Raw genomic sequence first — 24,115 nt, 5'->3', positions numbered from 1 at the left:
CAGCCGGTATCACTCTGCCGCCCTGTTGTGTGCGGAGAGTCACCGCTGCCTGAGTGCGGCGGCTTGGCGTTCGGATCCGGGCGGGCCCTCCCTGGCTGGATTGCCCTAGGTTGGTCAGGTCGTGCCCTCGCGACGACTGACGTCGACAGACGTTTCTGGTGAGTACTCGATGGCGACAACGTCCAGCGGGACAAACCCGACCGGAAGGCCCATCCCAGGCCAGGTGTGCCGCGTGGTCGGCCTGATGTCCGGGACTTCCTACGACGGGATCGACGTGGCTGTGGCGGATCTGTGCCTCGACGGCGAGGAGGTGCTGCTGCGGCCTCGTGGTGCCCTCGAGCAACCACACAGCGCCGAGGTGCGAGACCTCCTCACCGAGGTCCTGCCACCGGCCACGACGACGCTGGAGCAGGTCTGCCGGCTCGACACCCTCCTCGGGCAGGCGTTCGCCGAGGCGGCGGCCCGTGGGATCGCGGAGCTCGCCGGAGGGCACGCCGACCTGGTCGTCTCGCACGGGCAGACGGTCTTCCACTGGGTGGAGGACGGGCGGGCGCGTGGGACGCTCCAGCTCGGCCAGCCGGCGTGGATCGCCGAGCGCACCGGCGTCCCCGTCGTCTCCGATCTGCGCTCCCGGGACATCACACTGGGTGGACAGGGTGCGCCGCTGGTGAGCATCCTCGACGTGCTGCTGCTCCCGCCCGGGCCGCGCGCCAAGGCGGCCTTGAACCTCGGCGGGATCGCCAACATGACCCTCATCCGCCCCGACGGGAGCGTCCTCGCCTACGACCTCGGCCCGGCGAACGCGCTCATCGACCTCGCCTGCCGGCGCTACTTCGGCGAGCCCTACGACGTGGACGGCAGACGTGCCGCGTCCGGAACGGTGCACGACGCGCTCCTCGCCGCGCTGCTGGACGACCCGTACTTCGACCTCCCGCCGCCGAAGTCGACCGGCAAGGAGCTGTTCCACGCCGGCTACCTCGACCGGCGGCTGGCGGCTCACCCCGAGCTGCCCCCAGCTGACATCGTGGCCACGGTCACCGAGCTGACGGCGCGGCTCGTCGCGCGGGAGTGCGCGGCCCACGCGGTCGGTGAGCTCGTCGTGTCGGGAGGCGGCGTGCGCAACTCGTGGCTCATGCGCCGCATCGCGGAGCTGACCGGCGCCACGTCACTCGGCGCCGGGTCACCCGGAGCCGAGCCAGCCGCTGTCGAGCAAGCTGTGCTCGACTCAGCCGACGCCGACTCGCCGAGGGCTGGGCTGACCGATCCCGGCGGGCGAGGGCTCGTCCTACGCCCGATCGACGACCTCGGGCTCCCGGCCGACAGCAAGGAGGCGTACGCGTTCGCCCTGCTCGGCTTCCTCACCGTCCACGGTCTCCCGGCGACGGTCCCCGCCTGCACGGGCGCTCGCTCGGCGGCCCTCCTGGGGTCGCTCACGCCGGGGTCGGGACCCCTCCTGCTACCCTCCCCCGCCGGCAGCGTGCCGACCCGGCTCCGGATCCTGCACGGGGGAAGCGAGAGGATCGCACCATGACCGAGACGACGACCGAGAGCACCGAGACGACGAAGACCCAGGCGCCACTGGCGGACATCGGCGTCACCGGGCTCGCCACGATGGGCCGCAACCTGGCGAGGAACCTCGCCCGCAACGGCCACGTGGTGGCGGTTCACAACCGCACCCAGGCTCGGACGGACGCGCTGATCGCCGAGCACGGCAGCGAGGGGACCTTCGTCCCGACCAGCTCCCTGCGGGAGCTGGCAGCGGTGCTGAAGCGCCCCCGGACGGTGATCGTCATGGTCCAGGCCGGCGCTCCGACGGACGAGGTGCTGGACCAGCTCGCGGAGGTGCTCGAACCCGGCGACATCGTGGTCGACGGTGGCAACGCCCACTTCATCGACACCCGCCGACGCGAGTCGACGCTACGGGAGCGCGGCATCCACTTCGTCGGCGTCGGGATCTCCGGCGGCGAGGAAGGCGCGCTCAACGGGCCGAGCATCATGCCCGGCGGCACGCCGGAGGCCTACCAGACCCTCGGCCCGATCCTGGAGTCCATCGCCGCCAAGGTCGACGGCACCCCGTGCTGCACCCACGTCGGTCCCGATGGCGCGGGCCACTTCGTGAAGATGGTCCACAACGGCATCGAGTACGCCGACATGCAGCTCATCGCGGAGTCGTACGACCTGCTCCGCACCGTCCTGGGCAAGACGCCGGCAGAGCTGGCGGAAATCTTCCGCGGCTGGAACGAGGGGGACCTCGAGTCGTTCCTCATCGAGATCACGGCCGAGGTGCTCGCGACGAAGGACCCGCGCGGGGACCAGCCACTCGTCGACGTCATCCTCGACCAGGCCGAGCAGAAGGGCACCGGTCGCTGGACCGTCCAGATCGCCCTCGACCTCGGCAGCCCGGTGTCCGGCATCGCCGAGGCCGTGTTCGCCCGGTCCCTGTCGGCCCACGCCGCGCAGCGGGCAGCGGCTCGCGAGCTGCTGGCGGGGCCAACGGAGGCGGTCTCGATCGACGACCCGGACACCTTCGTCGGGGACGTTCGCCGGGCGTTGTACGCGTCGAAGGTCGTCGCCTACGCCCAAGGCTTCGACATGATCCGGGCCGGCTCCCAGCTGTACGACTGGAACATCGACCTCGGCAAGATCGCCACGATCTGGCGGGGCGGGTGCATCATCCGCGCCCGGTTCCTCGACCGGATCCGCGAGGCCTACGAGAAGCGACCCGACCTGCCGTCGCTCATGGTGGACCCGTACTTCGCGAAGGCGGTCAGCGAGGGGCAGGCGTCGTGGCGCCGTGTGGTGTCGGTGGCGGCCGCGGCCGGCGTTCCGGTCCCAGGTTTCTCGGCCACGTTGGCGTTCTACGACGGACTGCGGCGCGACCGGCTGCCCGCCGCCCTCATCCAGGGGATGCGGGACCTGTTCGGCGCCCACACCTACCGCCGGATCGACGCCGACGGCACGTTCCACCTCGACTGGTCGGGCGACAGGTCCGAGCGGGAGGCGTGAGCGCCGAGTCAGTCGCCGGGTGTCCTCCTAGGTGCCTGGCATTTCGATGACGTCACTCGGCACGGAGCAGGTGGTCGATCTCGGCCACCTGCTCCGGTCGTAGGGGGCCGAACTCCAAGGCCCGGGCGTTCTCCTCGGCCTGGGCGACGGTCTTGAAGCCCGGGATGGGGATGGTGCGCTCGCTCCGCGCCCAGATCCAGCCGAGCGCTCCCTGGGCGAGCGTGCGTCCCTCGCTGGTGAGGATCTCGCGGACTGCGTCGAGCCGTCGCAACAGGTCGGGCGCCGGTCGACCGTCGCGGAACCACCGCAGCCATGGCGCGTTGGCGCGGACGTCGTCGGAGGGCAGTCGGGTGTCCGCGGTGAACTTGCCGGTCAGCAGCCCCATCGCGAGCGGTGAGCGGTTGATGCTCGCCAGGTCGAGCTCGTCGCAGAGCCGCAGCATGGCGAAGGCGCTGCTGTCGGGGTCGAGCAGCTCGAACACGTTGAGCTGGTGCTGGACGGCCGCGCAGCGTCCGCCGGACGCGAAGGCCTTCATGCCCTCGACGTCATCGGTGCTCCAGCCGTACGCCCGAATCGTCCCGGCGTCGAGGAGGTCCTCCAGGACCGCGCGGACGTCCTGGGCTTGCGTCTCCGACAGGTCTCCGACGTGCAGCTGGTACAGGTCGATGTAGTCGGTGTTGAGACGGCGCAGGGACGCCTCGCACGCTCGCTTGATGTAGGCGGGAGAGGCGTCGGTGCCGGTGAGCTCGCGTCGCTCCTCGTCGTACGTGTAGCCGACCTTGGTGGCGATCACCACCTGGTCGCGGTGCGCGCCGAGGGCCCGGCCGAGCACGCGCTCGCTGTGGCCGGTGCCGTAGGCGTCGGCGGTGTCGAAGAAGGTCACGCCGAGCTCGACGGCGCGGCGGATGGCGCGGGTGGACTCGGCGTCGTCCACCTCACCCCACCCGTCCGGCTGGCCGAACATCGAGAACGGTCCGCCGATCGCCCAGCATCCGAGGCCGAGCGCGCTCACCTCGATGTCGGACCGCCCCAGACGGCGGGTGGTCGCGTTGTTGATCTGCATGCCAGGATGCTAGGCAACGTTGGCCCGGGTTACCGATCCATTTTCAATCGCCGATCCCAGACCAATCAGCGGACTCTCCCAAAGCACAGCGGACGGCGGCCTACGACTCGCCCGAATCGCCGGGTTATCAGATCCGTCGGCCGGTGCGGGGGTCGAGCGGCCGATCCAGGACAGCGACTCGTACGCTCAAGAGCGTGGTCGACACCCCCCGTACGCGTTACGCCTACCTCGGCCCGGCTGGGACCTTCACCGAGGCCGCGCTGCGGACCCTGCCGGACGCCGAGCAGGCGGAGCTGACCCCGGCGGACACGGTGCCCGCCGCGCTCGACGCCGTCCGCTCCGGCGCCGCCGACGCCGCCGTCGTGCCCATCGAGAACTCGGTGGAGGGCGCGGTGCCCGTCACGCTCGACGAGCTCGCCAACGGGCACCTCATGATCACCCGGGAGATCCTCTTGCGGGTCTCGTTCGCCCTGCTGGCCCGACCCGACACCCAGCTGGAGGACTGCAAGCGGATCGTGACCCATCCGCACGCGGCGGCCCAGTGCCGCCAGTGGCTGGCCGAGCGGCTCCCGCACGCCGAGGTCCTGCTCGCCTCCTCCACCGCGGCCGCGGCCGCCGCCGTCGCCGAGGAGACGTCGGAGTTCGACGCCGCGATCGCGCCGCCGGTCGCCGCCCGGCACTACGGCCTGGACGTGCTGGCCAGCGAGATCGAGGACACCCCGGATGCGGTGACCAGGTTCGTCGTGGTCTCCCGTCCGGCGCCGCCGCCGGCGCCTACCGGGGCGGACAAGACCTCCGTCGTCGCGTTCATTCGAGACGACCACCCAGGCGCGCTGCTCGAGATCCTGGAGGAGTTCGCGATCCGGGGCATCAACCTCACCCGGATCGAGTCCCGGCCCACGAAGGAACGGCTCGGCAAGTACTGCTTCTCGATCGACTGCGAGGGTCACCTGACCGAGGCCCGGGTGGGTGAGGCCCTCATGGGCCTGCGTCGGGTGTGCGCCGAGGTGCGCTTCCTCGGCTCGTATCCGCGGGCGGACGGGGTGCGGGTCTGCCCACGGCCCGGCACCACCGACGCCGACTTCGCCAGCGCCGCCGCGTGGCTCGCGGCGTTGAAGGAGGGCCGCGTCTGACGGACCCGGTCCGAGAGCTCACCCTGAGCGCGCGACGGTGGAGACCTCGGGGTCCTGGCGTGCTTTCGGTCCCACTCAGCCGGTCTCGCGAACCCGGAAGGGCGCGTAGTAGTTGCGGGGCGCCCGACGTGGCTCGTAGCGCGCTCGCGGCAGGTCGTCGACGACGCGGGTCGACCACCACAGCAGCCGCTCGGTCAGCCGGGCGCGCACGTCGCGGAGGTCCGGATCGTCCCACCGGTTGTCGAGCTCCATCGGATCCCGCTCGAGGTCGTAGAGCTCACCGCGTCCGGTGACGTCGTAGAGCAGCTTCCACCGCCCGTGCCGCAGCATCCTGGTCGTCCCGCTCTGGGTCACGCTGTTGAGCTCGTCGTACGTCGGCCCCTCGTACGGGAAGTGCAGCGGTATCCGGGCGTCCTCCTCGTACGGCAACCCGCCGAAGCCACGCTCGGCGTAGATCTCGCCGAACTCCTCCACCGGGTAGTCCGCACCGGTCAGCAGCGGCCACAGGCTGCGTCCTTGCACACCGTCGGGAATGTCGGCGCCGACCACCTCGCACAAGGTCGGGAAGACGTCGACCAGGGAGACGAAGTCGCGGTTGTTGTCGTGCGCTCGCACGCCCGGTCCGCGCACGGCGAACGGGACGCGCATGAGCGCCTCAGGCATGCCGGCGCCCTTGCGCTGGAGGCCGTACTCGCCGACGTAGTCGCCATGGTCGGCGAGGAGGATGATGAGGGTGTCGTCGAGGCAGCCGTCGTCGTCGAGCCAGGTGACGAGCCGCCGAATCTGGTCGTCGATGAGCCGGAGCATGCCGCAGTAGGTGGCCCGGTAGCGGCGCCACAGCCGGTCGTACCCTGGGCGCTTGCTCTCCAGCAGATCCGCGAGCCAGCGCCACGCCCCACCCTTGGCTCGGGCCGCCTCCGGACCGCACAGTCGGTCAGGGACGACCTCCTCCGGAAACATCGAGAAGTACGGTTCCGGCGCCTGGTAGGGGTTGTGCGGCTCCGGGAACGACACCCAGCCGAAGAACGGTCGGCCGCGGTCGCGGCGGGACAGCCCCGCGATCGCGTCGGAGACGATGCGGTACGGGAACTGGCACTCCAGTGGGAACGGCGTCGGCTCCGTGGTCGGCCCATGGTCGATCGAACGCAGCCAGGCGGAGAACGCCTGGTCTTGCTGGCTGCCCTCCGGGCCGCGCTCGTGCCAGTACGGGCCGGCGAAGCTGTCGAAGTCCTGCCGCCCTCGGTACATGTGGGTCTTGCCGGCGAAGTGCAGGGAGTAGCCAGCCCGACGGAGCACGTCGAGCAGGTCGTCGCCGCGCAGGACGTGGTGCGTGGCGGAGTTCTGCCGAACCCGGTGCGCGGTGGGGAACCGTCCAGTCAGCAGGCTCGTGCGGGCCGGTACGCAGGCGGGCGAGGTCGTGTACGCGTTGCGGAAGCGCGTCCCGGCTGCGGCGAGGGAGTCCGTGAACGGCATCGTGTCCAGCGGGAAACCCTCGCCGGCGGTGAAGCCGGCTCGGTGCTGGTCGGTCATCACCAGCAGGATGTTCGGCAGCTCGGTCATGCGCGCCCCTTCGCGGTCGTCGACGTCCTGGCCCCCTGGTGTCAGTCCACGGCGACGAGTCAGTCCTCGGCGAAGAAGAACTGCTGGGGGTTCGCCGGCATCAGGTTCGCGTGCAGCCAGCCGGTGATCGAGACCTTCGGCACGTTGCGGAGCTTGGCATGCACCAGGCCGTACTCCCGGCCTCGCAACGCGACGCCCATGCAGTAGAACTCCTCGGCCGCGATGTCGAGGATCGCCCGCATGAGCTGGTCCTGGCGTGCGGGATCACTGGTGGCGAGCAGCTGCCGGTACAACGTGATCTGACGTCGTGCCGCTGGCGGCGGTGTCTCGGCGCGCTCGTCCTTCGGATCGAAGTACCAGAAGTACCACGGCATCGCGTACCGGGTGTTGAAGTTGTACGGCATGTAGTAGAAGGGGTCCATGGTGGCCCCGAGCCCACCACCGCCGATCCACACGCAGGCGTCGTGAGCGTTGGCCTCCATCCGTTCGAAGAACAGGTTCTGCTGCTCGCTCCGCACGCTCATGTCGACACCGACCGCGCGCCAGTGCTGCCGCACCAGCTCCAGCGCGTCGATCAGGTCGGGAAAGTTCGTGGTGACCTCGACCTGGAAGGAGAGCGCTCGGCCGTCCGGGCGGAGTCGCCGGCCGCGTGCGTCCTTCCTCGGGAGGGCCCTGTCCAGGTACTCCGTGGCCTTCGCCGGGTCGTACTCGGTGTACTGCTTGGCGAGCCGCTCGTGGTAGAAGGGCGACTCGGGGCGGGGCGCGGCCTGCCACGGCTCGCCCTGGCGTTGAAAGACCGCGGTGATGATCTCGTCGCGATTGATCGCGTGTGACAGGCCGATACGGAAGTCCTTGTTCTGGAAGACCTCCCGCAGCGCGCGGTCCTTGTGGGTGAGGTTCAGCATGATGATCATCTGGTTCATCTGCTGCGGGATCGTCTCGAAGAACTCGTATCCGCCCTCCTCACGGCTGCGTCCGAACACCGGCTTGTTCCGCAGCGTCGTGATGTCGCGGTCGACCAGGTGGAACTCACCGTTGGTGGCGCGGAGGACCGCGGTCTCCTCGTCCTGCACGAGCTCGAACACGACCCGGTCGATGTAGGGGAGCTGGCGCCCGTCCGGATCGACCTTCCAGTAGTAGGGGTTGCGTACCGCCACGGGGCGACGTGAGTCGGCGACCGCGGTGGTGAGCTGCCAGGCGTCGATGACCGGGCGTTCCGGGTTCTCCTGCCGGTTGGCTTTCGACCAGAACAGGTCCACCCAGGAGTCGCTGTCGGACTCGGCGACCAGCTTCTCGACGTCGACGTAGTCCGGGTGGAAATCCTTCAGGTAGTGCGCTGGGAAGTCGGTGATCGGCGTCCCGCGCTGGGTGGCGAGGTTGGTGAGGAACAGACCGTTGGGTTGCGGGAAGCGGAACACGACCGTGTGGTCGTCGAGCTTGGCGACCTCGAACGGCTTGCCGTCGACCGCCAGCCAGTCGATCGGCACCGGGGTGAGCTCGCGGTTGCTGGCGACGCTCGTGTACCAGAACAGGATGTCGTCGGCGGTGAACGGCTCGCCGTCCGACCACTTCATGCCCTTGCGGAGCCGGAAGGTGTACTCGGCGCCGTCGGCGCCGACCTCCACGCTTTCCGCCACGTTGGGAATGACCTGGTCGGCGGTGAGGTCGGTCTCGATGCCGGGCTTCCAGCGAACCAGGTTCTCGTAGCCGATCGTCGTGTTGACGTCGACGACCTCGTGGAGTCCGAGCAGGATCAGCTGACCGCCGTAGCGGCCGATCTCCTTCAGTGGCTCGACCACCATGGGATTGTCCGGAAGCCGCTCGCTCAGCGGCGGAAGCTCGCCGGCGGCGACCTGCTCGGCCAGCTGCGGGGGCTCCTTGCCGTCGCGTTGACGGGCGCTCGGGCTGGGTTTGCCCCGCGGCTGGGTGGAGAGGGCGTCGCAGGCCGAGGCGACGACGAGGCCGAGGCTGGTCATCGTCAGGGCGGCGCGCCGGGTGTACGTTCGCCGACCCGCTCGCCGGCTGGTGGACTCGTCCATGGCGACCTCCGCTGCCTGTTTACACCGGTGTATGCACCGGTGTAAAGACACCGGTGGCGGTCACGTCGGGACAACGGCGGGATACGGTGCCACCCAGCGACGAGCCACCCAGCGACGACGGTCCCACCACCAGGGTGGGTGGTCAGGGCACGCCTGACGACACGGCGAACAAGGCGAGACGGAGATGGTGGACGGGATGGTGCGTGGACAGGCGCGCCGGCCGCGACTGGCCGATGTGGCGGCGCGCGCGGGCGTGTCGAAGAAGACCGTGTCGAACGTGGTCAACAACCATCCGTTCGTCGCCGAGCACACCAGGAAGCGAGTTCTCCAGGCGATCGAGGAGCTGGGCTATCAGCCCAACCTGTCCGCGCGCAACCTCGCGCGAGGCCGGACGGGGGTCATCGCGCTCGTCATCCCGCAGCTGGACATGCCCTACTTCAGTGAGCTGGCCCGGCACGTCGTCGAGGTCGCGCAGCAGCGTTCGTGGGTGGTGCTCATCGAGCAGACCTTGGGCGACAAGGACCTTGAGCAAGAGATCATTGACGGCAGGCTGTGCCGGCGGATCGACGGCATGATCTACAGCCCCAGTCGGATCAGCGCCGCGGCGCTGCGCCGCCGGACGAGCTCGACCCCGATCGTGCTCATCGGCGAGGTCATCGATGACGCCACGCTGGACCACGTCTCGATCGACAATGTGGCGGCCGCGCGGACCGCGACCCAGCACCTCATCGACCTTGGCCGACGACGTGTCGCCGCGATCGGCGCGATGGGGCGCCGCGCCCGAGGCGCCGCTCGGCAACGGCTCGAGGGCTACCAGCAGGCGTTGACCGAGGCGGGCTTGCACGTGGATCCCGCACTCATCGGCCAGGCCGCTCGGTACGTCGGTGAGATCGGGGCCGCCGCCATGGACCAGCTGCTCGACCTCGACGACCCACCCGACGCGGTGTTCTGCTTCACCGACCTGCTGGCCCTGGGCGCGCTCCGAAGCATCCACCGACGTGGTCTACGTGTTCCCGAGGACATCGCGATCGTCGGGCACGACGACATTCCCTACGGGCGGATTGCCGTTCCCTCCCTCACGACGATCTCACCGGACAAGCGGGCGATCGCGGAGACCGCGGTCGACTTGCTGGACCGGCGGGTGTCGAGTCGAGCAACGCTGCCCCCGCGTCGGGTGCATGTCGGCTTCCAGCTCGTCGTTCGGGAGAGCACCATCGTTCGAGAGAGCACCGTCGTTCCGGAGAGCACGGGAGCCTTGTCGACTCCGCGGTCCTCGGCACGGCGGGTGACCGCCCTCGACGGCTGAGTGTCGCGACGACGCGAACGGGGAGCGACCGCGGCCAGGCCCGCCGTCTGGCGGACCTGACGCGGTGAGCTGTCGGCCCGGCGGCCGGGGCAGAGACGGGGCGGGGCGCAGCCAACCGCCGAGCCGTGCAGTCAGAGCTTTCCCGACAAAGTCGACATAAGCACACACGTCACGCGCATACGACGCGTTTCACGCATACCGTATGCAGGTTACGCATACCATACAACGTATCGCAATCGTCTCGCTACGCTTCGGTTATGGCATCCGGTGCTCGAAGCTGTGCCTGTCCGTGCGGGTGCGAGGGCAGGCTCGCGCGTGACAACGCCGGCCAACTCTGCTCGCCGTGCTCGCGGCACAAGGCGAGCGCACCGGCGACAGCGCCCCAGATGGGACCGGAGTTCTGGTCGACACCAGAGATGCAGCGGGCGAGGGAGACCCGCGACATGGGTGCGGTCTCCGTCGCCTACCGCACCCACCCCGCGCACGGCCGGATCATCCCCCAGGAGTGGGTCGCCTCCTGGGTCGGGATCACGCAAGCCCAGGTCTCGCGCATCGAGCACGGTCGCAATCGCGTCCGCACCCTCGACGCGCTCGCGAGCTGGGCCGAAGCACTGCGCATGCCGGCGGACTACGCGTGGTTCGACATCACCTACAAGCCGCCGCCTACCAAGCCGACCAAGAGCACGTCGGCTCCCAAACCGTTGACCCCCAGACCGTTGACCCCCAGACCGTTGACCCCCAGACCGTTGACGCAGCACGCGACGGGGGACCGTCACGGAACGGCCCGCCAACGAGGGCCGCTCCAGGCGACCCGTCACTCAGTGGGCAGGGACACTGACAGCTTTGGAGAAGACAACGACATGCACCGCCGTACCCTGTTGGGACTCTCCCTGGTTGGCATTCCCGCCTCCCAGAGCGAGTCGTGGGATCGTCTGGCGCGGGTGCTGGACAGGTCGACGACCCTCGACCTCGCGTCCGTGGAGCATCTCGAACGCCGTACCGCGGAGTTGTTCCGACGAGAGGAGACGGTACCCGCGCGAGAGCTGACGCCCGCGCTCAACGACCACCTCCGTCGGCTGGGCCGGATTCTCAAAGGAAGTGTCCCGAGCGCTCTGGAAGGCCGGCTCCTCTCCACTGTCGGAGAGTCGTTGGCGTTGTACGGCTGGCTCGCGTTCGACCGGGGCGACTACGCGAGCGCTCTTCGCTGGTATGACAAGGCGGCGGCTGCGGCCCGGAAGGCAGGGGACGGCCCCTTGCTCGCCTGCGTCCTCACCTACCGCTCCTACCTGGAGGAGGCCGCCGGACGACTGACCCAGGCCCGTGACGTGCTGATCGAGGCCGAGGGCATGGCGCGAGGACGAAGCCATGCCGCCACCCGTTCGTGGATCGCCGCTCGACTGGCCGAATGCCAGGCAGGGTTGCGTGAGGAGGCGGAAGCCCTGCGCGCGCTGGAGCGGGCCACGACCGCGTTCGACTACGCCGAGCCCGAGCAGGAACGTGTCTGGACGAGGTTCTACAACGGGTCCCGGCTCGGCAGCCTCACCGTGACGACGTACGTCCGGCTGCGTCACCGGGGTTTGGAAAGCGTGGCAGACCAGGTGATCAGTGCCCTCCCGGACACCGACGCGAAGGTGAAGGCGATCATCCTCGCCGACGTCGCGACCGCGCAGATCTACCGGCAGCAGTACGAGCGCGGCGCGGAGCTGGCTCACGAGGCGCTGGACGTCACGCTGGCGCAGGAGGCCAGCCTGGGCAGCCGACGGCTCCGCGAACTTCATCAGCTGATCGCCCCGCGGCGGGACGTCGCCGTCCTCTCCGACCTGTCCGCCCGGCTCGCCACCCTGGTGTAAGCCCTCAGGTCCCGCCGGGGGCGATCGGGAGACCCGCCGCGGATCAGCGGCGGGTCTCCTGCGTGATCCAGTCCAGGTAGGCCGAGCTCCCACCGGTGACGGGAGTCGCGACCAGCTCCGGGACCTCGTACGTGTGGTGAACCTTGACGTGAGACTCCAGGTCGGGGAAGCGCTCGGCGGTGGTCTTGAACACCACCATCCACTCCTTCGACTCGGTGACCTTGCCGTCCCACCAGTAGGTGGAGGTCAGCGGTCCCACGACCTGGGCGCACGCGGCCGTCCGCGCTTCGACGGCGGACCGAGCCAGGGTGCGTGCCCTCTCCTCGTCGTCGCACGTCGTCGTCACGAGCAGGTGTTCGTGCTGCATCCCGGAAGGCTAACCGTGCGGCGACGCGAGCCCGGTGACCTCGCGGTCGGGCGTGGGCGTGCCGGTGAGCGTCAATAATTTCGGGGTGGACGATCCGTTCGGGACGGCCGCCATCCGCGACCGGGTGCTCGCGGCCTGGCAGGCCTCGCCAGCCCGCTTTCGCGAAGACGCCAACACCGAAGAGGACCTCGCGCTCGGCGGCTACCGTGACCGACTCATCGTCGAGCTCGCCCAGAACGCCGCTGACGCCGCCGCCCGGGCCGGGGTGCCCGGACGCCTCCGGTTCACCTTGCGTGACGACGAACGCGCGCGGGCCGAGTCGGGCGGCCCGGTCCTGGTCGCCGCCAACGTCGGTGCTCCCCTCACCGCCGCGGGTGTCGAGGCGCTCGCGACCTTGCGCGCCTCGGCGAAACGGGACGAGGTCGGCCAGTCGTCGGACGACCAGCTGCCAGTGGGTCGGTTCGGCGTGGGCTTCGCGGCGGTCCTCGCGGTGACCGACGAGCCCACGATCGTGTCCCGGAGCGGCGGCGTGCGGTTCTCTCGCGCCGACACCGTGGCGTTGGTGGAGCAGGCGGCGGCCACCGCACCCGGCCTGGGGGCGGAGCTGCGCCGGCGCGGCGGGCACGTCCCGGTGCTCCGGCTACCGTTCCCCGCCGAAGGGGAGCCTCCGGAGGGCTTCGACACCGCCGTCGTCCTACCCCTGCGGGACGAGGCCGCGGCCGACCTGGTCCGTCGCCTCCTCGCCCAAGCCGACGACGCTCTCCTGCTGGCCCTGCCGCGACTCGCACGCGTGGAGATCGACGTCGACGAGTCCGGCGTTCGGGTCCTGGAGAACGTCGACAGCCGCTGGCACTCCTACCGCTGCGGCGGCACCTGGACGGCGGAGGAGCGGGCGCGTCTCCTGGCCGACCGGCCCACCGAGGAGAGGGATCGACCGTTCTGGTCGGTGCTGTGGGCGCTGCCGAAGGTCAGCACGGACGCTGAGCCGCTGGCGGGTGCGGGCGACACCCTCGCCACGCCCAGCGTGGTCCACGCACCGACTCCCACTGACGAGCCGTTGTCGCTGCCGGCCATGCTCCTCGCGTCCTTCCCGCTCGACCCCACGCGCCGGCACGTCGCGCCCGGCCCGCTCACCGATCGTCTGGTGGAGGAAGCGGCCACGGCGTACGCCGAGCTGGCGCGCCAGCGCGCGGAGGCCGGCGACGACGTGGTGGCGCTGGTACCCGTGGGGCTGGCGGCGGGGCGGCTCGACGCCGCGTTGCGGGAGGCCATCCTCCGCCGGCTCCCCGACACGCCGATCCTTCGCACAGTCGCGGGTGGCGTCGTGCGGCCTCGGGACGCGGTCGCCATCGATGGAGCCGACGACTCCCTCCTACGCCTGCTCGCCCCCGTGGTGGGTGGGCTCGTCCCCTTCCGCCGTCGTGACCAGGCGGCCTACGACGCGCTCGGTGTCCGCCGGCTCTCGCTGGCCGACCTGGTGGACGAGCTCGCCGGACAGGCCACCGCCTTCCCACCGCGCTGGTGGCACGACCTCTACGTGGCCTTGGCGCCTGCCGCCGCGGACCCGGGTCTGCGGGACGCCCTCGGTGCGCTGCCCGTCCCGTTGGTCGACGGGCGCGTCGTTCGAGGCGCCCGCGGGCTCCTGCTGCCCGGCGCCGCCGGTGTGTCGGCGGAGGCGCTCGCCGTGTTCGCGCCGTACGGGTTGCGCCTGGTCCATCCGGAGGCCGCCGCCGACGCGGCCTCCGACGCGCTCGTTCGCTTGGGCGCGACCATGGCAGGGCCGCGAGCGTTGCTCGAGGACGGCGCCGTGCGGGTGGCCGTGGAGAACTCCCTCGACGCCGAGGATCCCACGGCTGTGTCGGACAGCGTCCTCTCCCTCGTCGCCGCGGCGCTCGACGCCGGCGAGCTCACCCACGAGGAGCTGCCTTGGCTGGGCGACCTCGCCCTGCTCGACGCGGAGGGCCAGTCGGTCCCGGCCAACGGGCTCGTGCTGCCGGGGTCCCCCGCGCACGAGATCCTCGATCCGGAGGAGTTCAGCACTGTCAACGACTCCTTGCTCCAGCGGTGGGGTCCTGAGGTGCTCCAAGCCGTCGGCGTCGCGCGCGGACTGAGCGTCCTCACCGCGACCGACGTGGACGTGGCCGCGCTGCCCGACCACCTCGCCGACCTCGACGACATCGAGGCCTGGGCCCATGCCGCCCTCGACGCGCTCGCCAGCGAAGGGCCCGATGAATCGCCGGGCGTGCTCGGTGCTCGGGTCGACGAGATGAGCGCCATTCGGGACCTGGACTTCGTCCGGGACGACGCGTGGCCACGCGCGCTGTCCCTCCTCGCCAGCGAGCGGGAGACCCGGCAGGCCCTGGCCGAGCCGGTCCGCGTGCGGGACGTGGAAGATCCCGACCGGGTGGTCCGGGTGTCGTCGTACACCGCGTGGTGGATTCGCCGGCACGTCCGCATCGACGGGCAACCGATCACGGCGTTCGCCGACCCGGACGCGGACCCCGCGCTCGCCGCGCTGCTGGCGGAGCCGCCCGCGTGGGTGGCCGACCTCGACCCGGGGATCCGCGCCGCGCTGGGCCTCGTCCGCACCATCGGCGACCTCGACGCGCGAGGTGTCCGGCGGATCCTCGACCGTCTCGCCGACCCCTCCCTCACCGTGCCGGTGGAGACCATGCTGGCCTTGTGGGCGCAGTTCGAGGACCTGGACTCCTCGGCGCTCGAGGGCCCGGCGCCGGAACGAGTTCGGGTCCTCACCGGCGACCGGACCCAGGTGGTGTCCACCCGCGACGCGGTCGTCGTGGACGACCCCATGTGGGCGCAACGGACGGACCTCGGTGGCCAGGTGCTCGCGTCCGGTGCCGCGGCGGACACCCTCGCCGATCTGCTCGACATCCCGCTCGCCTCGGAGTCGGCGGAGGGCGTGGTGAGTGACGACGGTGTCCGGCTGCCCGTTCCGACCGCGGTCCGTCGGCTCCTGCCCGAGGTCCCGCGGGCATGGTGGGAGCACGACGACTTGCGGGTCGACGGGCATCCGGTCGACTGGTGGGTCGACGACGAGGGCCGGCCGCACGCGGCCACGGGGGAAGGGTTGGCGCGAGCGTTGGCGTGGGCGGCTGGCCGGTGGGACCAGCGGCACGCGATCGCCGCCGTCCTCGCCGAACCGGACCGCTTGCCCGAGCTGCTCGCCGAGTCGGTCTACGACGACTGAGCGACGCATCGTGCTGGACCCGAGGCCGTGTGGCGGCCCGTGGCAGACCGCGGTTCGGCGCGAGGGGTGGTCTAGCGGTCGGCCGGCACGCGGACCAGGAGGACACCCGGCTCGATCTCGCAGCGCAGCTCGTGGCCGAATTCGATGACGTCCCCGTCGAGCTGGCGTGGACAGGCGTCCTCCGCGCGGATCACCACCCGACGGCCCCGCCAGGTCCGCAGCCGTTCGTCCTGTCCCTTGGAGCGTCGAACGACACGCCAGGCCAGCGCCGGCCAGTCCGTCAGCCGACGCGGCGCCACCGCGACCACGTCGAGGAGGCCGTCGTCGGGCCGAGCGTTCGGCAGGAGGGACAGGCCGCCGTGCAGTGTCCCGACGTTGCCGACGAGCACGGTGCGAACCCATCGCCGGACCGGAGGCTGGTTGTCCACGGCGATCTCGACCCGGACGGCGGGGAAGGACAGGTTGCGCACGATGGAGACCACGTACGCGGGCCAGCCCATGCGAGCCTTCAGCTTCGGCGGCGCCTCGCCCACGACGGCCGCGTCGAGGCCCAGCCCTGCCATGACGGCGAAACGGTCGGTCGGCAGGTGATCGCCTTCGACGCGGACCAAGTCGAGCGCGCGGTTGCGCCCGGTCAGGGCGACCCGGACGGCGGCGGACAGGTCGAGCGGCAAGCCCAGGTTGCGCACCAGCAGGTTGCCCGTGCCGACCGGCAGGATGCCGACTGGGACGCCCGTGCCGGCCAGCTCCCCGCAGACCACCCGGACGGTCCCGTCGCCCCCGGCGGCGATGACCAGGTCGACCTTGGCCTCGAGGGCGGCGCGTGCCATCGCGTGTCCTGGGTCGTCCGGCGTCGTCTCGAACCACAGCGGCTCCGCCCAGCCTGACTTCGCCGCCTGGCGCTCGACGAGGTATCGGAGGTAGTCGCCGTCCTCCACCTTGGACGGGTTGAGGATGACCGCGACCCGCTGCCGGGAGCCGAAGCGGCGGGTTCCGCGTGGACGGGGGAACCGTCGAGCCACGCCGCCGACCAGGGCGGTGAGACCGAGCGCTCCTACGGCGAGTGCCCAGCCGGCGAGGACGTCGGAGAGGTAGTGGACGGCCAACGCCATCCGGTCGAACCCGACGACGAGCACGAAGGCGATGCCGGTCGACCACGCGGCGGTCCGGACCCTCCGCGACACGCCCGGCCGGCTCAGCACCAGCAGGAGCGCCCCGACAACGAGGGCCGAGGTGAGGGCGTGCCCGGAGGGGAGCGCGCTGGCTGGGATCCGCACCGCCGCGACGGGCGGTCGAGGACGAGCGATGAGGCTCTTCAAGCCGTACTCGAGGACGACGCCGAACGCGACCGTGCCCAGCAGCCAGGCGGCGAGGCGTCGTGACCCGCGTCGGAGCAGGACGGCCGCGACGATCACGCTCACCCCCCGCAGCACCCACGGTGCGGTCAGGTGCGCGAGCACCAGGAGAACCTCGATCGCGACCGGTTGGTCGAACAAGCTGGCAAGTCCACGGGCGATGGCCCGGTCGAGGCCGACGATCGGGGGCCACCCGGCCAGGACGAGGACGACGATGGCGACGAAGACCCCGCCACCGAGCACGGCGGCGAAGGCCGCCTGTCGTTCGGTCACCCCCACCGGAACCTGGGTGGTGGGTCGGGTGGGTCTCGAGCGTCCCGCGACCGTGGGCGGGCGCTCGACGCGTGGACTCGACCTCAGCGGGGTGTCGGCGGGTGGGCGCTCGCGCTGCCGACGCTCGGCGCGGTCGAGCGTGGCCCGGCCGGAGTGACCGGGGCCGGAGGGATCGCGCTGGACTGGTCGGATGGGTTGATCTCGGCGGCGGGGTCGATCGAGGCGGGGTTGATCGAGGCGGGGTTGCTCTCCGGACGGGTGGGGTCGGTCAGGGCGTGGCCGTTCCGGCCGCGCCGAGGACTTTCCGGAGGACAGGTCCGGATTCCACCGGTGACGGCGTGCTGGGCCGGGCTGCCGCGATGGTCCGACCTCGCCGGAAGGGTCCGGCCGCCGGTCGGATCGTCGAGTGACCTCCGAGGTCGACTCGACCGGTCGAGTTCGCGCCGAAGGCTCCGTTCGCGAGTCTTCGTCCGGTGGCGAGTCAGCGCGCGAGGTCCACGCTCGCCATCGGCCGCCCCGCGCGGCGCGACGAGGCCGGCCCCTGGTGCTCTCTCGCCGCGCACCCGACGCCGCCGCGTCCTCCGGCGGCGGCGCACCGCCCTGGTCGCTCACGGAAGGCATGTCTACCCCTCGCCCTCACCGGGACGTCTCACCGGGGCGGGCTGGGGTTTCGCTCCGCGCTCTCCTCGGGCGGTCCCGGGTCGCCGCTCGCTGACCAGGGAGCCGGCGGACAGATCGGGATGGACAGCACGTGGACCCGCACCGGAAACCGGTGGCGGATGGGGTCGGGTGGCCGGTTACGCTCGATGCCGTGATCGACCCCAAGCTGCTGCGCGAGAATCCCGAGCGAGTGCGCGAGAGCCAGCGACGGCGCGGCGCCTCGGTGGAGCTGGTCGACCAGGTGCTCGCCGCCGAGGAGCGTCGCCGGTCGGCGATCGCGTCGTACGAACAGCTCAGGTCGGAGCAGAAGGGGCTCAGTAAGCAGATCCCGCGTGCGCAGGGAGACGAGAAGCAGCAGCTTCTCGCGCGCACCCGCGAGCTGGCCGCACAGGTCAAGGCGGCCGAGGCGGCGATGGCCGAGGCCGAGCAGGAGTACCAGCGGCTCAGCCTCCAGATCGACAACCTCGTCGAGGACGACGTGCCCCCGGGTGGGGAGGACGACTACGTCGTGCTCGAGGAGGTCGGCCAGCCGCGCGACTTCGCCGCCGAGGGGTTCGCGCCGCGCGACCATGTGGACCTTGGCCGGATCCTCGGTGCGATCGACGTCGAACGAGGGGCCAAGGTGTCCGGCGCGCGCTTCTACTACCTCACCGGCGTCGGTGCCCTGCTGGAGCTCGCCCTCGTCAACATGGCCGTGGACCAGGCGTTGAGCTACGGGTTCACGCCGGTGATCCCGCCGTCCCTGGTCAAGCCCAGGGCGATGGAGGGCACCGGCTTCCTCGGCCAGGCCGCCGACGACGTCTACCGGCTCGAGCGGGACGACCTCTACCTCGTCGGCACCTCCGAGGTTCCCTTGGCCGCCTACCACAGCGACGAGATCCTGCGGGCCGACCAGCTGCCGCTGCGCTACGCCGGCTTCAGCCCGTGCTTCCGGCGCGAGGCCGGCTCCTACGGCAAGGACACCCGCGGCATCATCCGCGTCCACTGGTTCGACAAGGTGGAGATGTTCTCCTTCTGCCACCCCGACGAGGCGCGGGAGGAGCACCGTCGCTTCCTCGCGTGGGAGAAGGAGTTCTGGGACAAGCTGGAGGTGCCGTACCGCGTCATCGACACCGCCGCCGGTGACCTCGGCGCCAGCGCGGCCCGCAAGTTCGACATCGAGGCCTGGCTTCCCACCCAGGGCCGCTACCGCGAGGTGACCTCCACCTCGAACTGCACGGAGTTCCAGGCGCGCAGACTCGCTATCCGGTTCCGTGACGACACCGGCACCCGCTACGTCGCCACCCTCAACGGCACGCTCGTCGCGGTGGCCCGGGCGATCGTCGCCCTCCTGGAGAACCACCAGGAAGCGGACGGTGGGGTCCGCGTGCCCAAGGCGTTGCAGCCTTACCTGGGAGGACGGGCTCGTCTGGAGCCGCTGGCGTGACCCGTCACGACGAGCCCACGCCAGGCACCGCGGGGTGGCGGCCGCGGATGGTGGCGCTCGACATCGACGGCACTCTCATCGACCTGCAGGGTCGGATCTCGCCCGCGGTCGAGCGGGCCGCTCGTCGGGTGGTCGAGTCGGGCGCGCACGTGGTGCTGGCCACCGGGCGTGGGCTCACCGCCACCAGGCCGGTCGCGGAGCAGTTCGACCTGCCCAAGCCGTACTTGGTCTGCAGCAACGGCGCGGTGGTGGTACGTCTGCACCCCGAGGCCGGCTCACTCGCGTCGGAGGGGCGGTCGGACGGGCCGGTCGACGACCGCGGTGTCGAGGTGATCGACCTGGTGACCTTCGACCCGGCCCCGGTGCTTCGGATGCTGCTGGCCAGGCTCCCCGAGGCGTTGGTGGCCGTGGAGGAGCTCGGCGTCGGCTACCGCGTCAACGCTCCCTTCCCACCGGGCGAGCTCACCGGACGGATCAGCATCGAGCCGCTCGAGAACCTCGTCAACGACCCGGCCACCCGGGTCATCCTGCGCGAGCCGTCGATCGAGGCCGAGCACTTCCTGGACGTGATCGACCGGGTCGGTCTGCACGGGGTGTCCTACTACATCGGCTACACCGCCTGGCTGGACCTCGCGCCGGAGGGTGTGAGCAAGGCGACCGGTCTGGCCAAGGTCGCCGAGCGGTTGGGTATCCGTCGCGAGGACGTGCTCGCCATCGGCGATGGCAGCAATGACCTGGAGATGCTGTCGTGGGCCGGCCGTGGGGTCGCGATGGGCAACGCCGCCAGCGAGGTGAAGGACGTCGCCGACGACGTGACGGCGAGCGTGGACGACGACGGCGTGGCGCTCGAGCTCAGCCGGTGGTTCGACGACGTCGACCGTCCCTGACGCGGTCGACTCCGGACGCGGTCGACCCGCAGGCGACCCCCTGGTGTGGCCGACCCTGACTGGTTTCCTTCGCGGCCCGCGATGCCGGCGAGCTATCATCGCCGGCATGACGTTCCGGCACGAGGAGATGATGCGGCCCCGCTAGGGGCCGTCCACGTGCCATACCCACCGGTCAGGCCCCTTCGCGGAAAGGGGCCTTCCTCGTGTCGAGTCTCCGAGCGCTCCTCGCCGCGAAGGGCGAGCGAGAGGAGCGCCGATGTCCACCGCGCCGCAGCGGTTCTACGTCACCACGTCCATCCCGTACGTCAACGCCGACCCGCACCTCGGTTTCGCGCTCGAGGTGGTGCAGGCGGACGTGCTCGCCCGCCATCGGCGGCTTCGCGGCGACCAGGTCCGTCTGCTGTCCGGCACCGATGACCACGCGATCAAGAATGTCCAGGCCGCCGACCGCGCGGGTCTTCCCGTGGCGGAGTTCGTCGCCCAGCGCGCTGAGGCGTTCCGCCGCCTGGGTGAGCGGCTCGACGCCTCCTACGACGACTTCCTGCGCACCAGCGTGGATCCGCGGCATCGCGCCGGGGCGGAGCGGCTGTGGCGAGCTTGCGCCGCCGCGGGAGACATCGACCGCCGCCACTACGAAGGGCTGTACTGCGTCGGCTGCGAGCAGTTCTACACCGACGACGAGCTGGTCGACGGCGTGTGCCCCGCCCACGGCACGGCGCCTACCTTGGTGAGCGAGGAGAACTGGTTCTTCCGGCTCTCCCGCTACCAGAAGCCCTTGCGCGAGTTGCTGCTCAGTGGTCGGCTGCGCATCGAGCCGGAGGTGCGGGCCAACGAGGTCCGAGCCTTCGTCGAGCGCGGCCTGGCCGACTTCTCCATCTCCCGCTCGGTCGAGCGCGCCCGCGGGTGGGGCATCCCGGTCCCCGGCGATCCGACCCAGGTCATGTACGTCTGGTGGGACGCGCTCGGCTACTACGTCACCTCCCTCGACTACGGCAAGGGCCCTGACGCCGAGGCGTTCCGGACCTGGTGGGCGAGTGACGGTCGTCGGGTGCACGTGATCGGCAAGGACATCCTGCGGTTCCACGCCGTCTACTGGCCCGCCATGCTGCTCTCAGCGGGCCTGCCCCTGCCCACGGACATCTACGTCCACGACTTCCTCACCGCGAACGGCCAGAAGCTGAGCAAGACGCTCGGCAACGTGGTCGATCCGATGCACCTCGCCGACCAGTATGGCGTCGACGCCGTGCGCTGGTGGCTCATCGCCGAGGTGTCCAAGGTCGGCGACACCGACTTCACCCTGCGCCGCCTCGTCGACGCGGCCAACCGCGACCTCGCAGGGGGTCTCGGGAACGTGGCGCAGCGTGTGCTCGCCATGGTGCACCGCTTCCGCGGAGGCGTCGTGCCGCCCGCCGTGTCCCTCGCCGTCGGCGTCGCGCCGAGTCGCGTCGCAGTGACGCCCGGCCCAGGCGTGCTCAGCGACAGGATCGGCGCCGCCTTGGCCCGTCTCGACGCAGCGGCCTCCGGGCTCCCGCACCGGATCGACGCGGCGTTGGAGGACTTCGACCTGCGGCGCGCGGCACGCGCCATCACGGCCTTCGTCGCGGAGATCAACCGCTGCATCGAGCGGACGGCGCCGTGGGCGTTGGCGAAGGCGGAACGCGGTGGCGACGCCGACGCTGGGCTTCGTCTCGACCAGACACTGGCCACCCTGGTGGCGGCGTTGCGCGTCCTCGCGCGAGAGATCGAGCCGTTCGTCCCCGGGCTCGCGGCCAAGCTCGCGCATCAGTCCGGGTCCCACCAGCCGGACGGCGCGCTTCCCAGGCTCGAACCGCTCTTTCGCCGGGTGGAGATCGCGGAGTGTGGTGGGGACGGTACAGGGGCGTCAGAGATCTTCAGTAAAGTGCGGGCTCGTGCCTAGAACCCGACTCGTACTCGCGATGCTCGCCGCAGGTGCGGTGATGTTCACCGGCTGCAGTTCGAACGACGGCGAGCCACCGGCGGATAACTCCGCGCCTCGTCAGCAGAACGAGGCCCGGGTCGCCAACGAGAATGACAGCAGGGAGCGCGAGCTCACGCCTGACCAGCTCAAGGCGGCGATCGGCCGGGTCATCCTCAGCGAGGGAGACATCGGCCACGACACCGAGGTGCAGAATCAGGACGACTCCCTCGATGTGCCGACCAACGACGTCTGCGGCAAGCAGGGGCGGAGTGACGGCGACCGCCTGGCCCGCAACCAGGACTTCTTCTGGAAGGGCGCGCGGAACCCGGACCTGGTCGTCAGCAACGAGGCCGTCGCCTACAAGCCCGGCAAGGGTGAGGCGGCCCTCGAGGAGATCAAGAAGGCTGTCGAGGACTGCGACGGCTGGAAGCACGACGAGGGGCAGATCAAGGACATCGAGGTCGTCGACGCGCCGAAGGGTGCGCTCGAGGGATCGTTCGCCTGGCGGGGAACCGACGACCGGAAGGAAGCCGACTACTCCTACATCGCGGTCTACCAGCGCAACGGTGACCTCCTCAGCGCGATCTACGTCTGGTCCACCGACAAGGACCAGCTCGACGAGGTCGCGGAGGACTTGACCGTCAAGGCCGCGCAGCGGCTGGAGCGGGCGCTGAACTGAGCGATTTCCTCGCACCGCTCGACCCGCTCCATCTCCGGTGACGAGGTCGTCGGGGGCTCCTCCTCAGGCGACGTCTCCTCCCGTGACCTGGCGGCTCGGCACACGCGAAGGCCCTCGACCTCCGGTGACGGTGCGCGAGGGCCTTCACCATGTCGCGAAGGCCTTCACCATGTGTGGTGACTCCTGACCGTCGTGACTCGTGGTCGTCCGCGCTTCCCGCCTTGTCCCACCCGAGAGCGATGTCCGATGCGCCCCGGGTAGGCCACGCTCGAGCACCCTTGACCAGGTCCGGACGGACCTCGCGCGATCGGGCCAGCCCATCCCGGCGGCTGATCTGACAGGATGAGGTGCGTGAGTCCCGGTCCCGATGCGGAGTCCCACGCTGAACGTGCCAGCGCGGCGGAGCGGGCCGGCACCGCTGCGCCGGCCGGTGGGCCGACCAGGACACCGCGCCTGGCCAGGACGACAGGGGCGGCTGGCACCGCACGCCAGGCGCGTAGCTCCTACGACGGTGTGGCTCGGACCTCACCTCGCGTTCCCCGCTTGGTCGTCAGCGACCTCGACGGCACACTCCTGCGTTCCGACGGCACGGTGTCCGAGCGCACGCGCCGGGCACTGGCCCACGTGGAGCGATGCGGTTCGACCGTCATCTTCGCCACGGGACGGCCACCCCGCTGGATGCGGTCGATCGCTGACCAGACCGACCACCGCGGCGTCGCCGTGTGCTCGAACGGGGCCGTGGTCTATGACCTCCACAGGGAGCGCGAGCTACGACGTCGCCCGATCGCACCCGAGGTCGGCCTGAGGCTGGTGGAGGCGCTTCGGACGGCGGTGCCGGGCGTGGCGTTCGGCGTGGAGTTCGGGGATCGCTTCGGGCACGAGCCGACGTACCGGGTGGCGGAGGAACGCCGGCACGAGGTGTTCGTCGGAGAGCTGACCGAGCTGCTGAACACACCGCCGGTGAAGCTCCTGGCCAGGCACGAGGAGTACCACCCCGACATGCTCTTGGCCAAGGCCCGCGCGGTGGTGGGGGACCTCGCCGAGGTCACCCACGCGAGCAAGGTCGGGTTGCTGGAGATCTCCGCGCGCGGGGTGTCGAAGGCGACGACCCTCGCCGCGTGGTGTCGGGAGAACGGCATCGCAGCGAGCGAGGTCGTGGCGTTCGGTGACATGCCGAACGACTTGGCGATGCTGGGATGGGCGGGCACGTCATACGCCGTGGCCGGCGCTCACCCCGACGTCCTCGCGGCGGTCAGCCGGCGATGCCCCAGCAACGACGAGGACGGCGTCGCGCAGGTGTTGGAGAGCCTGTTCGGCCTGCCGGACTGAGCGGTCTCGCGGCGCCTCCGCAGCCGGCACGCGCC

General features: G+C 70.9%; 16 protein-coding genes. 11 read left to right on the top strand and 5 right to left on the bottom strand.

Annotated elements, in window-relative coordinates; all coding sequences use genetic code 11:
* The first annotated feature begins 169 nt into the window (after positions 1 to 169).
* On the top strand, positions 170 to 1,531 hold the full coding sequence (locus tag DFJ64_RS09105) for an anhydro-N-acetylmuramic acid kinase (RefSeq protein WP_281268498.1): 1,362 nt from the start codon (positions 170 to 172) through the stop codon (positions 1,529 to 1,531).
* Positions 1,528 to 3,006: an NADP-dependent phosphogluconate dehydrogenase gene (gene gndA / locus DFJ64_RS09100; RefSeq protein ID WP_115850075.1), complete on the top strand. Its 1,479-nt coding sequence runs from the start codon at positions 1,528 to 1,530 to the stop codon at positions 3,004 to 3,006. Before DFJ64_RS09105 ends, gndA begins: the two co-directional genes overlap by 4 nt.
* A 52-nt stretch (positions 3,007 to 3,058) precedes the next feature.
* Here the strand turns inward: gndA and DFJ64_RS09095 are convergent, their stop codons facing one another.
* Complete coding sequence (locus DFJ64_RS09095) at positions 3,059 to 4,069, bottom strand: aldo/keto reductase (protein WP_115850074.1); 1,011 nt, start codon at positions 4,067 to 4,069, stop codon at positions 3,059 to 3,061.
* Between the two features lie 194 nt (positions 4,070 to 4,263).
* Between DFJ64_RS09095 and pheA the strand changes: the two genes are divergently transcribed.
* Positions 4,264 to 5,202: a prephenate dehydratase gene (pheA, locus tag DFJ64_RS09090; protein WP_115850073.1), complete on the top strand. Its 939-nt coding sequence runs from the start codon at positions 4,264 to 4,266 to the stop codon at positions 5,200 to 5,202.
* A gap of 75 nt (positions 5,203 to 5,277) precedes the next feature.
* Here the strand turns inward: pheA and DFJ64_RS09085 are convergent, their stop codons facing one another.
* Together DFJ64_RS09085 and DFJ64_RS09080 are read right to left on the bottom strand one after the other, a co-directional pair.
* Complete coding sequence (locus DFJ64_RS09085) at positions 5,278 to 6,762, bottom strand: sulfatase-like hydrolase/transferase (protein WP_115850072.1); 1,485 nt, start codon at positions 6,760 to 6,762, stop codon at positions 5,278 to 5,280.
* Positions 6,763 to 6,821: 59 nt separating this feature from the next.
* Positions 6,822 to 8,801 carry an ABC transporter substrate-binding protein gene (locus tag DFJ64_RS09080; RefSeq protein ID WP_115850071.1) on the bottom strand — a complete coding sequence of 660 codons (1,980 nt, stop codon included), beginning with the start codon at positions 8,799 to 8,801 and terminating at the stop codon, positions 6,822 to 6,824.
* A gap of 196 nt (positions 8,802 to 8,997) precedes the next feature.
* Between DFJ64_RS09080 and DFJ64_RS09075 the strand changes: the two genes are divergently transcribed.
* Positions 8,998 to 10,107, top strand: coding sequence for a LacI family DNA-binding transcriptional regulator (locus tag DFJ64_RS09075; protein WP_115851938.1), 1,110 nt, complete (start codon positions 8,998 to 9,000; stop codon positions 10,105 to 10,107).
* Between the two features lie 386 nt (positions 10,108 to 10,493).
* Positions 10,494 to 11,957, top strand: a complete 1,464-nt coding sequence (locus tag DFJ64_RS09070) for an NsdA family TPR-like regulatory protein (RefSeq protein WP_147304655.1) — start codon at positions 10,494 to 10,496, stop codon at positions 11,955 to 11,957.
* Between the two features lie 43 nt (positions 11,958 to 12,000).
* Here the strand turns inward: DFJ64_RS09070 and cutA are convergent, their stop codons facing one another.
* Positions 12,001 to 12,324, bottom strand: coding sequence for a divalent-cation tolerance protein CutA (gene cutA / locus DFJ64_RS09065; protein ID WP_115850069.1), 324 nt, complete (start codon positions 12,322 to 12,324; stop codon positions 12,001 to 12,003).
* Between the two features lie 34 nt (positions 12,325 to 12,358).
* Between cutA and DFJ64_RS09060 the strand changes: the two genes are divergently transcribed.
* Entirely contained in the window at positions 12,359 to 15,532 is a 3,174-nt protein-coding gene (locus DFJ64_RS09060) for a sacsin N-terminal ATP-binding-like domain-containing protein (RefSeq protein ID WP_245941025.1), read from the top strand.
* Between the two features lie 71 nt (positions 15,533 to 15,603).
* On the opposite strand, the gene DFJ64_RS19430 is transcribed toward DFJ64_RS09060, so the two are convergent.
* The gene (locus tag DFJ64_RS19430) at positions 15,604 to 17,160 is read right to left on the bottom strand and encodes a bifunctional phosphatase PAP2/diacylglycerol kinase family protein (RefSeq protein WP_245941024.1); all 1,557 of its coding nucleotides are present in this window, start codon (positions 17,158 to 17,160) and stop codon (positions 15,604 to 15,606) included.
* Between the two features lie 811 nt (positions 17,161 to 17,971).
* Between DFJ64_RS19430 and serS the strand changes: the two genes are divergently transcribed.
* From serS to DFJ64_RS09030, 5 genes are all read left to right on the top strand, one after another.
* The gene (gene serS, locus DFJ64_RS09050; protein ID WP_115850066.1) at positions 17,972 to 19,246 is read left to right on the top strand and encodes a serine--tRNA ligase; all 1,275 of its coding nucleotides are present in this window, start codon (positions 17,972 to 17,974) and stop codon (positions 19,244 to 19,246) included.
* 47 nt (positions 19,247 to 19,293) lie between these two features.
* Positions 19,294 to 20,133, top strand: coding sequence for an HAD family hydrolase (locus tag DFJ64_RS09045; protein ID WP_115850065.1), 840 nt, complete (start codon positions 19,294 to 19,296; stop codon positions 20,131 to 20,133).
* 256 nt (positions 20,134 to 20,389) lie between these two features.
* On the top strand, positions 20,390 to 22,051 hold the full coding sequence (gene metG, locus DFJ64_RS09040) for a methionine--tRNA ligase (RefSeq protein WP_115850064.1): 1,662 nt from the start codon (positions 20,390 to 20,392) through the stop codon (positions 22,049 to 22,051).
* Positions 22,044 to 22,751 (top strand): hypothetical protein, encoded by a 708-nt coding sequence (locus DFJ64_RS09035; protein WP_147304654.1) that lies wholly within the window; start codon positions 22,044 to 22,046, stop codon positions 22,749 to 22,751. Before metG ends, DFJ64_RS09035 begins: the two co-directional genes overlap by 8 nt.
* Positions 22,752 to 23,102: 351 nt before the next feature.
* Positions 23,103 to 24,080, top strand: coding sequence for an HAD family hydrolase (locus DFJ64_RS09030; protein WP_245941023.1), 978 nt, complete (start codon positions 23,103 to 23,105; stop codon positions 24,078 to 24,080).
* Positions 24,081 to 24,115 lie beyond the last annotated feature (35 nt).

This window comes from Thermasporomyces composti, assembly GCF_003386795.1.
Classification (GTDB): domain Bacteria; phylum Actinomycetota; class Actinomycetes; order Propionibacteriales; family Actinopolymorphaceae; genus Thermasporomyces; species Thermasporomyces composti.
The sequence above is the reverse complement of the archived record's forward strand: the minus strand, read 5'-3'. Positions and strand labels throughout refer to the sequence as shown.

Bases quoted from the DNA above. Each gene is read 5' to 3' on its own strand.
- DFJ64_RS09095 (WP_115850074.1), bottom strand. From the start codon at position 4,069: ATGCAGATCAACAACGCGACCACCCGCCGTCTGGGGCGGTCCGACATC.
- DFJ64_RS09045 (WP_115850065.1), top strand. From the start codon at position 19,294: ATGGTGGCGCTCGACATCGACGGCACTCTCATCGACCTGCAGGGTCGG.
- DFJ64_RS09105 (WP_281268498.1), top strand. From the start codon at position 170: ATGGCGACAACGTCCAGCGGGACAAACCCGACCGGAAGGCCCATCCCA.
- DFJ64_RS09080 (WP_115850071.1), bottom strand. From the start codon at position 8,801: ATGGACGAGTCCACCAGCCGGCGAGCGGGTCGGCGAACGTACACCCGG.
- gndA (WP_115850075.1), top strand. From the start codon at position 1,528: ATGACCGAGACGACGACCGAGAGCACCGAGACGACGAAGACCCAGGCG.
- DFJ64_RS09070 (WP_147304655.1), top strand. From the start codon at position 10,494: ATGGGACCGGAGTTCTGGTCGACACCAGAGATGCAGCGGGCGAGGGAG.
- metG (WP_115850064.1), top strand. From the start codon at position 20,390: ATGTCCACCGCGCCGCAGCGGTTCTACGTCACCACGTCCATCCCGTAC.
- DFJ64_RS09085 (WP_115850072.1), bottom strand. From the start codon at position 6,762: ATGACCGAGCTGCCGAACATCCTGCTGGTGATGACCGACCAGCACCGA.
- cutA (WP_115850069.1), bottom strand. From the start codon at position 12,324: ATGCAGCACGAACACCTGCTCGTGACGACGACGTGCGACGACGAGGAG.
- DFJ64_RS09075 (WP_115851938.1), top strand. From the start codon at position 8,998: ATGGTGCGTGGACAGGCGCGCCGGCCGCGACTGGCCGATGTGGCGGCG.